Source organism: Yersinia vastinensis, assembly GCF_044905075.1.
Classification (GTDB): Bacteria; Pseudomonadota; Gammaproteobacteria; order Enterobacterales; family Enterobacteriaceae; genus Yersinia; species Yersinia vastinensis.
On the sequence record NZ_CP173260.1, the window covers coordinates 4595304 to 4610021 of the forward strand.

Consider the following 14718-nt stretch of genomic DNA (forward strand, 5'->3'; position numbering starts at 1 on the left):
TCACGACGCAGCGAAACGACAGTGGCACAAAGAGATTATGTAAGCCGAGGGCGCTCAGGAGCGCGGCGCAAAAGCACCAGCCGAAAAAAACGCAGTGCTCCAGCAGTATCTAAAACCGTGATGGCACTGGCTGTCGCGCTATTAGTAGTATTTGTTGGTGGACTTTATTTCATTACCCACAACAAGCCGGGTGATCTTCCGCTACTGCCTAGCCATGACCCTCGTGCGGGCAATGGGCTACCGCCGAAACCGGAAGAGCGCTGGCGCTATATTAAAGAGCTGGAAAATCGCCAGATTGGCGTCCCTACACCAACAGAACCCTCTGCCGGTGGTGAAGTGAATTCCAAGACACAACTGACCAATGAGCAGCGCCAATTGCTTGAGCAAATGCAGGCGGACATGCGTCAGCAACCAACACAGCTGTCAGAGGTGCCTTATAACCAAGGCGTACAAGTGCCCCGCTCTTCGGTGACCATCACACCACCGGCAACCAATGTGCAGCAGCAACCGTTAACACCGCCGCGTCAAACGACTGCGCCAGTACAGCAGCAAGTACCGGTACAGCCGCCGCGAGCACAACAGCCAACGGCACCGGTTACACAGGCCGCAACACCACCGAAGCCGGAAAAAGAGAAAGAGAAAGAGAAAGAGAAAGCACAGCGCTGGATGGTGCAATGTGGTTCATTCAAAGCCGCCGATCAGGCCGAATCTATTCGTGCTCAATTAGCATTTGAAGGTATTGAAAGCCGTATAACCGCCGGTGGTGGTTGGAATCGTGTGGTGCTCGGCCCATACAGCACCAAGGCTGCCGCAGATAATGCCTTGCAGCGTTTGAAAAGCGCAGGTCAATCAGGATGCATTCCCCTCGCTGTTGGGGGTTGAAAAGCAGTAATCCTCCCCCATTTATAATCTCAATATACCCCATACTGTTTTTCTGAAAGGCAGTATGGGGACTCATTCAGTCTGCAACGAGGGTCCGCTCGTGACAACAATTGTAAGTGTACGCCGTGATGGTCATGTCGTTATCGGTGGCGATGGCCAGGTCACTCTGGGTAATACCGTAATGAAAGGTAACGCCAAAAAAGTACGTCGCCTTTATAACAATAAAGTGATTGCCGGTTTTGCTGGCGGTACGGCTGATGCCTTTACGCTGTTTGAGCTGTTCGAGCGCAAACTAGAGATGCATCAAGGCCACCTGACGAAAGCAGCTGTCGAGTTAGCCAAAGATTGGCGAACCGACCGTATGCTACGCAAGCTTGAAGCACTGCTAGCCGTCGCTGATGAAACCGCGTCACTGATCATCACAGGCAATGGCGATGTAGTTCAGCCTGAAGATGATTTGATTGCTATCGGTTCTGGTGGGCCTTATGCCCAGTCAGCGGCACGCGCTCTGCTGGAAAACACCGAATTGGGTGCTCGAGATATCGTTGAGAAATCTCTGAGCATTGCGGGGGATATTTGTATCTATACCAACCGCTTCCAAACCATCGAAGAATTAACGTACTAAACGTTATTAACATACAAAGCGTAAGGATAGAGTGACATGTCTGAAATGACCCCACGCGAAATCGTCAGCGAACTTGATAGCTACATTATCGGCCAGGATAAAGCTAAACGTGCAGTGGCCATTGCCCTGCGTAACCGCTGGCGTCGGATGCAACTTAATGAAGAGTTGCGCCATGAAGTTACTCCAAAAAACATTCTGATGATCGGCCCAACCGGTGTGGGTAAAACCGAAATTGCCCGCCGTCTGGCAAAACTGGCTAATGCACCGTTCATCAAAGTTGAAGCGACTAAATTCACCGAAGTGGGCTATGTGGGTAAAGAGGTGGATTCGATTATCCGCGATCTGACCGATGCAGCCGTGAAAATGGTTCGCCATCAATCAATTGAAAAAATGCGCTATCGGGCTGAGGAATTAGCCGAAGAGCGCATTCTGGATGTGCTCATTCCGCCGGCCAAGAATAACTGGGGCCAACCGGATGAAACCCAAGAGCCATCTGCGACTCGTCAGGCTTTCCGCAAAAAACTGCGCGAAGGTCAACTGGATGACAAAGAGATTGAAATCGATTTGGCAGCCGCTCCGGTTGGAGTTGAAATTATGGCACCTCCGGGCATGGAAGAGATGACTAATCAGTTACAATCCATGTTCCAGAACATTGCTGGTCAGAAACAAAAGCCGCGTAAAATCAAAATCAAAGATGCATTCAAACTGCTGATTGAGGAAGAAGGCGCGAAGCTGGTTAATCCTGAAGAGCTAAAACAACAAGCGATTGATGCGGTTGAGCAACACGGGATCGTATTCATCGATGAAATCGATAAAATCTGTAAACGCGGCCAGACTTCAGGCCCGGATGTGTCTCGCGAAGGGGTACAGCGTGACTTGCTGCCACTGGTAGAAGGCTGCACCGTATCGACTAAACACGGTATGGTGAAAACAGATCATATTCTGTTTATTGCCTCCGGTGCATTCCAGGTCTCAAGCCCGTCTGACCTGATTCCGGAATTGCAAGGTCGCTTGCCAATCCGTGTAGAATTGCAAGCACTGACTACAGATGATTTCGAGCGCATTCTGACTGAACCGAGTGCATCGCTGACCGAACAGTACAAAGCACTGATGGCGACCGAAGGAGTGACTGTTGAGTTCTCCCGCGAAGGTATCCGCAAAATCGCTGAAGCAGCCTGGCAGGTTAACGAGCGTACCGAGAATATTGGTGCTCGCCGTTTGCATACCGTGCTGGAACGTCTGATGGAGGATATCTCTTATGACGCTAGTGAAAGCAATGGCCAGTCCATTACTATTGATGCGGAATATGTCGGTAAGCATCTGGATGAGCTGGTAGCAGATGAAGATCTGAGTCGTTTTATCCTATAATTCGCTTTATAAGCCTATGCTGGATAAAATGGTTCGCCAAAATAATATTGAGTGGGAGGCATCGCCTCCCACTCTTATTTTTATCGAATGATTTTTTTAACTCGCCGATAATAGGCGGACCAGACTCCTAATACCCGACGTTAGTGGCGTTGCAGGTAGGCGGCCAATGAACTTAGCTAACCCCTGCGGCTTCAATAATGGAAGGTAAATAATAAAATGAAGCGGAAAATGAGCCTATCAACCAACACCAGCCAGACTCAGGCTTGGCTGGAAAGCCTACGGCCACGAACACTACCACTGGCTTTTGCCTCTATCGTTACCGGTTCAGCGCTTGCTGTCTGGCTCGATAGTTTTAAACCCGCAGTCGCATTGCTTGCTTTGCTAACAGCTGGCCTGCTGCAAATTCTGTCTAATCTGGCCAATGATTATGGCGATGCTATTAAGGGCAGTGATACCGAAGAGCGCATCGGGCCACTGCGCGGCATGCAAAAAGGGATGATTACTCGTCACCAGATGAAAGTGGCGCTGATCATTACTGTAAGCCTGACCATTATTTCTGGTATTGCACTTATCGCTGTGGCCTGTGAAAAACCCAGTGATATTTTAGGCTTTTTACTGCTTGGGTTGATGGCCATTGTGGCGGCGATTACCTATACCGTAGGTAACAAACCCTATGGTTATATGGGGTTAGGTGATATTTCCGTCTTAGTATTCTTCGGCTGGTTGAGTGTTGCCGGGACTTACTATCTTCAGGCTGGGCACTTTGACAGCATCGTCATGCTTCCCGCCACGGCTTGTGGTTTACTGGCCACCGCAGTTCTCAATATTAATAATTTGCGCGATATCGAAAATGACAAGGCCAATGGTAAAAATACACTGGCGGTGCGTTTAGGCCCAGTCATCGCACGCTATTACCATGCTCTATTGATCACTGCCGCTATCTTCTGTCTGGCCTTATTTAGCCTATTAAATCTGCACACTTGGAAGGGTTGGATCTTTATTCTGGCTGTTCCATTGTTGGTCAAACACGCCCTATTTGTCTTGCGCGAACCTACGGCTGCGGGAATGCGCCCCATGCTTGAGCATATGGTTAAAGCCGCGCTATTGACCAATATCCTATTTGCCGTCGGCCTAGTACTCAGCTAATCTCGCCGCTTTCTTTCTCCGGGTGGCGGCTAATAAAGTCTACTCGGAGAAATTTAACAATTGATGATTTTGCCAACAGTAGCCAGAAAGGGATATACTTAACATCCCAGCCGCAACCAGACGTTAATCCTATGAAATATGATACTTCCGATCTCTGTGATATCTATCATGAAGAGGTAAATGTGGTAGAACCACTGTTCTCCAATTTTGGCGGACGTACTTCATTTGGTGGCAAGATAACCACTGTAAAATGTTTCGAAGATAACGGCTTATTATTTGACCTACTTGAAGAAAATGGTCTGGGCCGTGTCCTGGTTGTTGATGGCGGTGGCTCAGTTCGCCGTGCATTAATTAATGCTGAATTAGCTGACCTGGCGCTGAAAAACGAGTGGGAAGGTATTGTTGTTTACGGTGCAGTTCGTCAGGTTGATGAACTGGCTGAGTTGGATATTGGTATCCAAGCGATGGCAGCCATCCCGGTGGGTGCTGCAGATGAAGGTATCGGCGAGAGTGATATCCGCGTGAACTTTGGCGGTGTGACGTTCTTCTCCGGCGACCATTTGTACGCAGACAACACCGGTATTATTCTGTCAGAAGAACCGTTGGATATTGAGTAATATCCCACTGATTTCATAAGAAAGGGCGATGTCGATATCGCCCTTTACCCTTCTCATTTGACGCCGGTTATTGTTTACACTTTAACCGCCAAAATCAAACTTCTTCCATCTTTCCCAGCAAAGCCCGCAGACGATCCTGCCAAACATGCTGTTCTTGTTTCAGTTGCTCATTTTCGCGCACTAGCGCTTCACGGCCACCAGCCGCTTCCTGAACTTCTTGGGACAGGGTGTTATTCTTCTCTTTCAGCTCTTCAATTTCCATCTGTAACAAAGTGATGGTATCAATCGCCTGCTGAACTTTAACTTCCAATTTCTCAAATACTTCAAATGACATTCTTCGGTCCCCTTATGGTAGCAAGGCGTACATCTCTTGGTCGCAGTCATCATTTTTAGCTTGAGTTGCTGCTCTAACTAAAACAACAACTAGCAGATGAAACTGCTGTGAATACTTATCGCGCTATATGGCTATCGAACTCGTGTAACAAGCGCTGGTTTAACGCGTTCCTCATCAAAGCAACGCCGCTTGATAAAAACGATGACCCTGTGAAACGATTGTATGTAGCCAGCCCCCCCCTGTCTAGCGCCATACCCGTACAAACCACACTCTGTAGCAATTTCGTTTCAGGAACCATCAGCAAAAACTGAAAAACCCTTATGACCAATCCTGTAAAGTTATACATGCCCTTAACAACTGAAAACAAAAGTACTGGTCTGATCACACTTTCAAAGTACCTTAACGTCCGTGAATAACGCGAAATCGCTCATTTTTATGACGCACCACACACATTTTGATTTCGCTATTTCTCGTTTATGCTCGTTAACGATAAATTTACATCACTCCCTTCGTTGTCTGAAGGGCAAAAATAAGAAATACCCTATAAATCTCTGTCTCTAGGACATCTACTATGAGCCAAACCGCTAGTTCGACCTTGAAGGGCCAATGTATCGCGGAGTTTCTCGGTACTGCTCTACTCATCTTTTTTGGTGTGGGCTGTGTTGCTGCAATGAAATTGGCAGGCGCCAGTTTTGGGCAGTGGGAAATCAGTATCATTTGGGGCCTGGGTGTTGCCATGGCCATCTACCTAACAGCAGCAATTTCTGGCGCTCATCTTAACCCGGCGGTAACCATTGCATTGTGGTTATTTGCCTGCTTCGATCGCCGTAAAGTCATTCCCTACATTGTGGCGCAAATTGCAGGGGCATTTTGTGCAGCGGCATTAGTGTATGGTCTCTACTACAACCTGTTTGTCGATTTTGAACAAACCCATCAGATAGCTCGTGGCAGTGTTGAAAGCCTGAACTTGGCCGGTATCTTCTCTACTTATCCAAATCCGCACATTTCTGTTTTCCAGGCTTTCCTGGTTGAAACCGTCATTACTGCTATTTTGATGTGCCTGATTTTGGCACTGACTGACGATGGTAATGGTATTCCTCGCGGCCCACTGGCACCGTTACTCATTGGTATTCTGATTGCTGTTATCGGTGGTTCAATGGGGCCGCTGACAGGCTTCGCATTAAACCCAGCACGTGATTTTGGTCCAAAACTATTTGCTTATTTTGCCGGCTGGGGTGAAGTCGCCTTCACTGGCGGGCGTGACATTCCTTACTTCCTAGTCCCTATCTTAGGGCCTATCGTCGGCGCTTTGGTCGGTGCTTTTGGCTATCGTGCTCTGATTGGCCGCCACTTACCTTGCGATGTGTGTGCCATTGATGATGAAGAAACCACGGTGACGACCACAGAACGCAAAGCGTAATTAATAGATAATCTAATATACCCGGTAGATTTCATGGCACAGCCAACGTACCAACGCCATGAAAGATAACGGGTATAAACGGCAACTTAAAAGTAGGCTAACTATGACAACTGAAAACACTACTCAAAAGAAATACATTGTCGCGCTTGATCAGGGAACGACCAGTTCCAGAGCTGTGGTACTGGACCACGATGCTAATATCGTGAGTGTTTCTCAGCGCGAATTCACCCAAATTTACCCGAAAGCGGGCTGGGTTGAGCATGACCCAATGGAAATCTGGGCAACTCAAAGCTCAACACTGGTCGAAGTACTGGCTAAAGCCGGTATCAGTTCTGATGAAATCGCCGGTATCGGCATTACTAACCAGCGTGAAACCACCATTGTTTGGGATAAAGCGACCGGTAAACCGGTGTACAACGCGATTGTTTGGCAATGCCGTCGTACTGCCGAAATTTGTGAGAAACTCAAAAAAGAAGGGCTGGAAGAGTATATCCGCCATAACACCGGTTTAGTGGTCGACCCTTACTTCTCTGGCACCAAGGTCAAATGGATCCTCGATAACGTAGAAGGCGCACGTGATCGTGCTGAACGTGGCGAGTTACTGTTTGGTACTGTAGACACTTGGCTAGTGTGGAACATGACGCAGGGCCGCGTACACGTGACGGATTACACCAACGCATCACGCACCATGATGTTTAATATCCGCACCAAAGAGTGGGATGAGCGCATGTTGAAAGCGCTGAATATTCCACGTGCCATGCTGCCTGAAGTTCGCCCATCATCTGAAATTTACGGCCAAACCAACATTGGTGGTAAAGGCGGCACTCGTATTCCAATCGCAGGTATTGCTGGCGACCAACAAGCTGCACTGTTCGGCCAGTTATGTGTACAACCGGGTATGGCGAAAAATACTTACGGTACAGGCTGCTTCTTGCTGATGAACACCGGTACTGAAGTGGTTGAATCCAAAAATGGTCTATTAACCACTATCGCTTGTGGCCCTCGAGGCGAAGTGAACTATGCGCTGGAAGGTGCTGTGTTTATTGGTGGCGCCTCTATCCAATGGCTGCGTGATGAGCTGAAATTGATTAGTGACTCATTCGATTCTGAATATTTTGCTACGAAAGTTAAAGACAGCAATGGGGTCTATGTGGTGCCTGCCTTCACCGGCCTAGGTGCACCTTATTGGGACCCGTATGCCCGTGGCGCTATTTTTGGCCTGACCCGTGGTGTGAACAGCAACCATATTATCCGCGCAACACTGGAATCAATTGCTTACCAAACTCGCGATGTGCTGGATGCGATGCAAGCCGATTCTGGCGAACGTCTGAAATCACTGCGTGTTGATGGTGGTGCAGTAGCCAACAACTTCTTGATGCAGTTCCAAGCCGATATTCTGGGCACCCGTGTTGAACGTCCTGTTGTGCGTGAAAGTACCGCGTTGGGTGCCGCATTCCTGGCAGGTCTGGCAACAGGCTTCTGGAATGACTTAGACGAAGTGCGGAGCAAAGCGACTATTGACCGCGAATTCCGCCCTGGGATCGAAACTACTGAGCGTGACTTCCGCTACAAAGGCTGGAAGAAAGCTGTAGCACGCGCTCAGGCATGGGAAGAGCACGACGAGTAACGATTCGCCTGTTTTATACTGAACGTCTCTTCTATTGCTAACGCGCCATCACTCCCCCGGTGGCGCGTTTTTTATTCATGCCTACCTCGGCTTATTCTTCAATGTGATAGAATTCTCGCCCTATATCCGTTCTCCCATATCGCAATCAACAGGTCGAACCATGAAACGTGAATTAGCCATCGAGTTTTCCCGTGTCACTGAAGCTGCCGCACTGGCGGGCTATAAGTGGCTGGGTCGGGGCGATAAAAATGCTGCCGACGGCGCTGCTGTACGGGCCATGCGTATTATGCTCAATCAGGTCAATATTGATGGGCAAATTGTTATTGGTGAAGGTGAAATCGATGAGGCACCGATGCTGTTTATCGGCGAGCGCGTCGGCTCCGGCCAAGGTGATGCCGTGGATATCGCTGTTGACCCCATTGAAGGTACTCGCATGACGGCGATGGGTCAGGCTAATGCACTGGCTGTGTTGGCAGTGGGAGATAAAGGCACATTCTTGCATGCGCCGGATATGTATATGGAAAAGTTGGTAGTTGGCCCCGGTGCAAAAGGCGCTATCGACCTTAACCTGCCGTTGGAACTCAATCTGCGCAACATCGCCATCAAGCTCAATAAACCCTTGACCGATTTAACCGTTATCACGCTGGCTAAACCGCGCCATGATGGGATTATCGCCGAAATGCAGCAACTCGGTGTGAAAGTGTTCGCCATTCCAGACGGTGATGTTGCAGCCTCTATTTTGACCTGCATGCCAGAAAGTGAAGTGGATGTGATGTATTGCATCGGCGGCGCGCCTGAAGGGGTCATTTCAGCGGCAGTGATCCGGGCACTCGACGGCGACATGCAAGGCCGTTTACTGCCGCGCCATCAAGTTAAGGGTGATAACGAAGACAACCGCCGTATCGGTGAACAAGAATTAGCACGCTGTAAATCCATGGGTATTGAGGCAGGTAAAGTGTTGTTGCTAGGTGATATGGCCCGCAATGACAATGTGATTTTCTCTGCTACCGGGATTACCAAAGGTGATTTGCTAGAAGGTATTTACCGCAAAGGGAACATGGCGACCACCGAGACACTGCTAATTCGTGGTAAATCCCGCACTATCCGCCGTATTCGCTCGACCCATTTTCTGGATCGCAAAGATCCCGCGCTGCATGAATTCTTACTATAATTCGGTTCACCGATATTGCGGGCATTAATTAAAAACAGGCATCACATTCAAGCGATGCCCGTTTTTAGTCTTCGTGTATTCTATTGATTAAACGCGGTGTTCTTGTGGTTGCATCCGATGGGATAATGGCCACCAGCACAGCAAAATCAGTACCGCCATTGCAAACATTAGCAACCCCAGACTGAACTGCCCGGTTTGTGGCAGCATGGCGGACAGCCAAGTGGCTAAACCTGACCCAACATTCTGCAACCCGCCCACTAAAGCCCCAGCAGCGCCCGCTAAATAAGGAAAAGGTTCCATCGCACCGGTGGTGGCCAATGGAAACAGCATCCCAGCGCCAAAGAAAAACAGCGCCGCCGGTATCACCAACGTCCAAATGTTCATCACGCCAAACCAGCCGGGTATCCACATCATCAACCCTGCCAACAGGCAGCTAATGACCGAGTGCCACATCAAACTATGGAAAGTTTTACCATCACGGCCCGCATACCAAGCACCAAAAAATGCGGCAGGAATCGGCAAGATAAATAGAATACTGACGGTTACCCCACTCAACCCCAATACTCCGCCCATCAGCACACCAGCACTGGCCTCAAAGACAGCAATCCCTGCCAACGCTCCAATGAGCATCACCAAATAGCCGCTAAAAGAACGATCAGATAACAGCAAGCGGAAGCTCGCTAACATACGCCGTTTTTCGGTTTGCAGTGGGCGGGTTTCCGGCAACCAACGGAACATGCAAAAGGCTACCCCACCACACAAAAAGAGCAAGAAAGCATAGCAAGCACGCCAGCCAAACAGGCTCGCCAGCACTCCACCAATGACTGGAGCCATCAGTGGACTAACCAAAATACCCATATTTAACATGCTATTAGCGTAGCGCAGTGCCGTACCTGCATATAAATCCCGAGGCATGGTTCGCGCCATCACGCCCGCAACCCCAGTCCCCATCCCCTGCAAAGCACTGGCGGCCACCAACATCGTCAAGCTACCAGCCAGCCAAGCCCCCAATGCACCGAGCATAAATATCATCATGCCCGCCAAAATAACGGGCCGACGCCCAACGCGGTCGGAGAGTGGGCCATAAATCAATTGCGAGAAGCCGTAGGTCAACAAATAAGCCGCCATGACGCGCTGTACCACACCAGTACGAACCGATAAATCACGGGCAATATCCGCAATAACCGGTACATAAATGGTTTGTGCCATTTGACCGACAGCGACCAACAGAATCAACATCACCAGCAGGTGGAAATTCTCTATTTTTCTCATTATCTTAACTAATCGTTAGCCGGACATCGTGCCACAACAGACAGCTAAAAAACCGTATTTTGGGGCACACCTCACTATTGGCGCATAAGCTAACAAATTCAGATTTTTTAGCGAGCCAGCATGACATATTGCCAAATGGGTAACTGGCAGATAAAAACACCAGCGACGTAAACTAAAGTGTCCAGATTAGTGAGTGAAGCCAAGGATCGACGGGATAACATTTAATCGATAATACTTTTCAACGAGATCCCCTAAAATAGCGCCTGCGCTTTGAGCATCATTGAATAACAGGGACCATAAATATGGCTGAATGGGTTAGTGGTAAGATTACTCACGTCGAACACTGGACAGACGCTTTGTTTAGTATTCGGGTCAATGCGCCCGTCGATCCCTTTACCGCCGGTCAATTTGCCAAGCTGGCATTAGATATTAATGGCGAGCGGGTGCAACGGGCCTACTCCTACGTCAACGCCCCGAGCGACGATAATCTGGAGTTTTATCTGGTGACGGTACCAGAGGGGAAACTCAGCCCACGGCTGGACCAACTGGCGGTGGGTAGCGAAGTGATGGTGACCAAGCAAGCCGCTGGCTTCTTTGTGCTGGAAGAAATCCCAGATTGCGATACTTTATGGATGCTGGCAACCGGTACCGCGATTGGGCCTTATCTGTCTATCTTACAAGAGGGGCGCGATTTAGAGCGCTTCAAAAATATCGTGTTGGTTCATGCTGCCCGCTTTGCCCGTGACCTCAGTTATTTGCCGCTGATGCAACAACTTGAGCAACGTTATAACGGCAAATTACGTATTCAGACAGTAGTGAGCCGTGAAGAATCCCCCGGTTCATTAACCGGTAGAGTCCCCGCGTTGATTGAAAATGGATCTCTGGAAGCCGCAGTTGGCTTGAAGATTGATGCTGAAGATAGCCATGTAATGCTGTGTGGTAACCCGCAAATGGTGCGTGATACTCAGCAATTGCTGAAGGATCAGCGGGGGATGCGTAAACATTTACGCCGTAAACCGGGGCATATGACCAGTGAGCAGTATTGGTAAGAAGTAATATTGATAATCTAAATATCTAGGGGCGCGATTGCGCCCTTTTGCTTTACCCACATTCTCTACTGTGCTTTATCTGCGAGGAACTTCACTGGCACCGCTTCCGGGCCAAAACGGTTATCCCCTTGCGTACCAAGAAATGCGCCGCAGTCGATAAACATCATGACAATAATAAGTGTGGGAATAAATCGCCCAACGCCCCACTGCCAAATTGGGGCCAACATCTGCCAATTACCCGCCATCAGTATCCAGGCCAGTACAACCAACAATGCCCACCAACCCGCTTTATTGCGGTCATGAAGCCGCTTAACCACCACCGCTGCCGTCGGCCACAACAGAAAAACAATAGCGAAAGCGGCAGTCTGAATCGGTATCCAATCTTTCCCTGCCAGAGTAAAAATCACCAGCATCGCCAACAGCCACAAGCCAATCCAGATCCAAAAATCTCGTCGCCCTATACGGCCTCTAAACGAGAAACACCATTGCTGTATTGTCATCGATGACTCTATCCATTTACCTGATATAATTTTGCCAAAGTGTAACCTAACACCCCAACTAACCTATAATCTTTGCAGTGAATTTTGACATTCACTGCCCATTACCGCTTTAATCCCCTATACACTTCGAACCACGGCGTAAGTCATGAGAAATGAAATAACCGCAATGCTGACAATACTGCTGCTGATAGCAACGGTCAGCCGCGCTCATGCCGACCCTACCGATGGCGATGATAAGCCAGCAGTAGAAACGCAGCCAACAGCCCCTTATCTGCTTTCGGGCGCCCCCACCTTTGATTTAACACTGGTGAAATTTCGTGAGCGCTATAATCGTGCTAACCCGACACTCCCCATCAGTGAGTTCCACGCCATCACCGTGAAGGGTGATGCTCCGCCACTGACGCGTGCGGCCAGCAAGATTAATGAAAATCTTTATGCTTCAACCGCATTGGAAAAAGGGACAGGTAAGATTAAGACTCTCCAAATTACCTATTTGCCCATTAAAGGAAATGAAGAAAAAGCAGCTCGGCGTGTTGCAGTGAACTATATGGCGGCGCTGATGCGCCAATTTGAGCCGACACTCACTGTCGAACAAAGCCTCGACAACGTGCAGCAGCTGCTGACACAAGGTAAAGGCTTGCCTTTCTACGCCCATCCTGTCGGTGCAATTCGCTATGTTGTAGCAGATAACGGCGAAAAAGGGCTAACCTTCGCTGTTGAACCGATTAAGCTGTCACTATCTGAAGCATAATCTCGCTGCAATTAATGACGAAAAGCAAAGCCATTACCGCTAATCATCTCTATACTGTTGGACAGGTAAACTGCCTGTCGGGCAGTCATTATTATTGACCCTCGTGTCCCCTTGTTGGAGGAAGAAACATGCGTCATCCATTAGTTATGGGTAACTGGAAACTGAACGGTAGCACTCACATGGTTAACGAGCTTATCGCTGGCCTGCGTAAAGAACTGAGTACCGTTGAAGGCTGTGGCGTAGCTATTGCCCCACCCGCTATCTACCTGAGCCAAGCTAAACATGCCTTAGCAGGCAGCCGTATCGCTCTGGGCGCACAGAATGTTGATGTGAATCTGTCTGGCGCATTTACCGGCGAAACCTCTGCTGAAATGCTGAAAGATATTGGCGCGCAATACATCATTATTGGCCACTCTGAGCGCCGTACTTATCACAAAGAAAGTGATGAGTTCATCGCGAAGAAATTCGGCGTGTTGAAAGATGCGGGTCTGATCCCAGTATTGTGTATCGGTGAGTCCGAAGCAGAAAACGAAGCGGGCCAAACTGAAGCGGTTTGTGCTAAACAACTGGATGCCGTGCTGAACACTCTCGGTGTCAAAGCGTTCGAAGGCGCAGTGATTGCTTATGAACCCATCTGGGCTATCGGTACTGGCAAATCAGCGACGCCAGCACAGGCTCAAGCGGTTCATAAATTCATCCGCGACCATATTGCTAAACAAGATGCTGCTGTTGCCGCACAAGTTATCATTCAGTACGGCGGTTCTGTAAATGATAAAAATGCAGCAGAACTGTTCACCCAGCCAGATATCGATGGCGCGCTGGTTGGCGGTGCATCTCTGAAAGCGGATGCTTTCGCTGTTATCGTGAAAGCTGCTGCAGAAGCTAAAAAAGCTTAATCTTTGCTTTTAAGTTGCTGATAAAGCCGGGGTCATAGCTCCGGCTTTATATATATATTTCTTCTGGTCTCTCTTTCCATACATCAATCCCCTCAGCCCCGACTGAACCGAGGAATTTCTTTATCTCTGCCCCCTTTTTCTCAATCTCCTTCAAGTTACAGCTAAAATGTGTTCTCTTTTGAGTATCAAGAAAATGAATAACATCGCTATCTTTAAATTTAATGAGATTACAAGCATGCCCTTGTGTCGCACCCGGTAGCATACGCATTATTGCTGGACGGTTAATGGCGAGAAGAGCATTGAGTTCATCACTTTTTTGATAATAACTTAATTGAACGATCAATTCTTCCGTGAATATCCCTTGATGGAAGCGGATGTTCATATTGTCTGCAACAGAGGCCCCCCGCAAATTAGGTAGAGCAGTCAATGGGATATCTTTTTCTAATGAATCAATAACGGCGGTGGCACAAGATATGCAATTCTGTTGTCCAAAACCATGAATCCCAAATAAGGCAAGTAAAGCCGCCAAAGGCCTTAATAATAAAGGGGCTTTACCATTACGATTGATGTTTTCTAATAAATAACGCTCTACATAACTATTTTTACTATTCATCTCCTCGCACTCTACGTATTTATTTACATTACCTACGCATGTTTTTACATTACCTGCGAATTGACTTAGTTTTACCCCGTAGGGGTCCTTTTCATTTTCTATTGCGGCAGACGAATGATAGGTCTCAATATTGCTCACATGCTCCGGTTCTAATATCCCATATGCAGACCTAAATGACGCATCTATTTCGTACTCCGTCTGTATAGATTCGCTTAATAAAGGTTGTTTCTCGTCACTTTCCAGTATTGGATTCAAGCTACTATGGTTATTAGTAATTTGCATATCCCTCTCCCTATAAAGTTGTCAGCTCAATCAGTTGAGATAAATAGCGCATTTAGTTCCATATGCCGAATCGAGGAGTTCTTATCTGTAAGAATGAGAGAAATAATGAAAATAATGAGGAAATGGGGATCATCAACAAAGAGATATAATTTACCAAGTAAAACG

At 48.3% G+C, this 14718-nt stretch carries 15 protein-coding genes; 11 read left to right on the plus strand and 4 right to left on the minus strand.

Annotated elements, in window-relative coordinates:
• Window positions 1-21 precede the first annotated feature (21 nt).
• From ftsN to rraA, 5 genes are all read left to right on the plus strand, one after another.
• Entirely contained in the window at window positions 22-882 is an 861-nt protein-coding gene (gene ftsN, locus ACIOG0_RS21255) for a cell division protein FtsN (RefSeq protein WP_128451836.1), read from the plus strand.
• A gap of 100 nt (window positions 883-982) precedes the next feature.
• On the plus strand, window positions 983-1507 hold the full coding sequence (hslV, locus tag ACIOG0_RS21260) for an ATP-dependent protease subunit HslV (RefSeq protein ID WP_002208942.1): 525 nt from the start codon (window positions 983-985) through the stop codon (window positions 1505-1507).
• A 36-nt stretch (window positions 1508-1543) separates the two neighbouring features.
• Window positions 1544-2875, plus strand: a complete 1332-nt coding sequence (hslU, locus tag ACIOG0_RS21265) for an HslU--HslV peptidase ATPase subunit (protein ID WP_004710539.1) — start codon at window positions 1544-1546, stop codon at window positions 2873-2875.
• Window positions 2876-3103: 228 nt separating this feature from the next.
• Window positions 3104-4021, plus strand: coding sequence for a 1,4-dihydroxy-2-naphthoate polyprenyltransferase (locus tag ACIOG0_RS21270; protein WP_050101067.1), 918 nt, complete (start codon window positions 3104-3106; stop codon window positions 4019-4021).
• A 131-nt stretch (window positions 4022-4152) separates the two neighbouring features.
• Entirely contained in the window at window positions 4153-4638 is a 486-nt protein-coding gene (gene rraA, locus ACIOG0_RS21275) for a ribonuclease E activity regulator RraA (protein ID WP_004714419.1), read from the plus strand.
• A gap of 94 nt (window positions 4639-4732) precedes the next feature.
• Here the strand turns inward: rraA and zapB are convergent, their stop codons facing one another.
• Window positions 4733-4972, minus strand: coding sequence for a septal ring assembly protein ZapB (gene zapB, locus ACIOG0_RS21280; RefSeq protein WP_004392238.1), 240 nt, complete (start codon window positions 4970-4972; stop codon window positions 4733-4735).
• A 571-nt stretch (window positions 4973-5543) separates the two neighbouring features.
• On the opposite strand from zapB, the gene ACIOG0_RS21285 reads away from it, so the two are divergent.
• The 3 genes from ACIOG0_RS21285 (at window position 5544) to glpX (ending at window position 9190) form a co-directional block, all read left to right on the plus strand.
• Window positions 5544-6392, plus strand: coding sequence for an MIP/aquaporin family protein (locus ACIOG0_RS21285; RefSeq protein ID WP_050101068.1), 849 nt, complete (start codon window positions 5544-5546; stop codon window positions 6390-6392).
• A gap of 103 nt (window positions 6393-6495) precedes the next feature.
• Window positions 6496-8019 carry a glycerol kinase GlpK gene (gene glpK / locus ACIOG0_RS21290; RefSeq protein WP_050101069.1) on the plus strand — a complete coding sequence of 508 codons (1524 nt, stop codon included), beginning with the start codon at window positions 6496-6498 and terminating at the stop codon, window positions 8017-8019.
• Between the two features lie 160 nt (window positions 8020-8179).
• On the plus strand, window positions 8180-9190 hold the full coding sequence (gene glpX / locus ACIOG0_RS21295) for a class II fructose-bisphosphatase (protein WP_050101070.1): 1011 nt from the start codon (window positions 8180-8182) through the stop codon (window positions 9188-9190).
• Between the two features lie 87 nt (window positions 9191-9277).
• Here the strand turns inward: glpX and emrD are convergent, their stop codons facing one another.
• On the minus strand, window positions 9278-10462 hold the full coding sequence (gene emrD, locus ACIOG0_RS21300) for a multidrug efflux MFS transporter EmrD (protein ID WP_050101071.1): 1185 nt from the start codon (window positions 10460-10462) through the stop codon (window positions 9278-9280).
• 302 nt (window positions 10463-10764) lie between these two features.
• Between emrD and fpr the strand changes: the two genes are divergently transcribed.
• On the plus strand, window positions 10765-11511 hold the full coding sequence (fpr, locus tag ACIOG0_RS21305; protein WP_050101072.1) for a ferredoxin--NADP(+) reductase: 747 nt from the start codon (window positions 10765-10767) through the stop codon (window positions 11509-11511).
• A 65-nt stretch (window positions 11512-11576) separates the two neighbouring features.
• On the opposite strand, the gene ACIOG0_RS21310 is transcribed toward fpr, so the two are convergent.
• The gene (locus ACIOG0_RS21310) at window positions 11577-12011 is read right to left on the minus strand and encodes a DUF805 domain-containing protein (protein ID WP_050101073.1); all 435 of its coding nucleotides are present in this window, start codon (window positions 12009-12011) and stop codon (window positions 11577-11579) included.
• A gap of 145 nt (window positions 12012-12156) precedes the next feature.
• On the opposite strand from ACIOG0_RS21310, the gene ACIOG0_RS21315 reads away from it, so the two are divergent.
• Complete coding sequence (locus ACIOG0_RS21315) at window positions 12157-12762, plus strand: DUF1454 family protein (protein ID WP_050101074.1); 606 nt, start codon at window positions 12157-12159, stop codon at window positions 12760-12762.
• A 128-nt stretch (window positions 12763-12890) separates the two neighbouring features.
• Window positions 12891-13658 (plus strand): triose-phosphate isomerase, encoded by a 768-nt coding sequence (tpiA, locus tag ACIOG0_RS21320; protein WP_050101075.1) that lies wholly within the window; start codon window positions 12891-12893, stop codon window positions 13656-13658.
• A 46-nt stretch (window positions 13659-13704) separates the two neighbouring features.
• On the opposite strand, the gene ACIOG0_RS21325 is transcribed toward tpiA, so the two are convergent.
• Window positions 13705-14553: a hypothetical protein gene (locus ACIOG0_RS21325; protein WP_145581959.1), complete on the minus strand. Its 849-nt coding sequence runs from the start codon at window positions 14551-14553 to the stop codon at window positions 13705-13707.
• Between the last annotated feature and the right edge of the window lie 165 nt (window positions 14554-14718).

Bases quoted from the DNA above. Each gene is read 5' to 3' on its own strand.
- ACIOG0_RS21285 (WP_050101068.1), top strand. From the start codon at position 5,544: ATGAGCCAAACCGCTAGTTCGACCTTGAAGGGCCAATGTATCGCGGAG.
- rraA (WP_004714419.1), top strand. From the start codon at position 4,153: ATGAAATATGATACTTCCGATCTCTGTGATATCTATCATGAAGAGGTA.
- hslU (WP_004710539.1), top strand. From the start codon at position 1,544: ATGTCTGAAATGACCCCACGCGAAATCGTCAGCGAACTTGATAGCTAC.
- glpX (WP_050101070.1), top strand. From the start codon at position 8,180: ATGAAACGTGAATTAGCCATCGAGTTTTCCCGTGTCACTGAAGCTGCC.
- fpr (WP_050101072.1), top strand. From the start codon at position 10,765: ATGGCTGAATGGGTTAGTGGTAAGATTACTCACGTCGAACACTGGACA.
- tpiA (WP_050101075.1), top strand. From the start codon at position 12,891: ATGCGTCATCCATTAGTTATGGGTAACTGGAAACTGAACGGTAGCACT.
- ACIOG0_RS21310 (WP_050101073.1), bottom strand. From the start codon at position 12,011: ATGACAATACAGCAATGGTGTTTCTCGTTTAGAGGCCGTATAGGGCGA.
- ACIOG0_RS21315 (WP_050101074.1), top strand. From the start codon at position 12,157: ATGAGAAATGAAATAACCGCAATGCTGACAATACTGCTGCTGATAGCA.
- ACIOG0_RS21325 (WP_145581959.1), bottom strand. From the start codon at position 14,553: ATGCAAATTACTAATAACCATAGTAGCTTGAATCCAATACTGGAAAGT.
- glpK (WP_050101069.1), top strand. From the start codon at position 6,496: ATGACAACTGAAAACACTACTCAAAAGAAATACATTGTCGCGCTTGAT.
- ACIOG0_RS21270 (WP_050101067.1), top strand. From the start codon at position 3,104: ATGAGCCTATCAACCAACACCAGCCAGACTCAGGCTTGGCTGGAAAGC.
- emrD (WP_050101071.1), bottom strand. From the start codon at position 10,462: ATGAGAAAAATAGAGAATTTCCACCTGCTGGTGATGTTGATTCTGTTG.
- zapB (WP_004392238.1), bottom strand. From the start codon at position 4,972: ATGTCATTTGAAGTATTTGAGAAATTGGAAGTTAAAGTTCAGCAGGCG.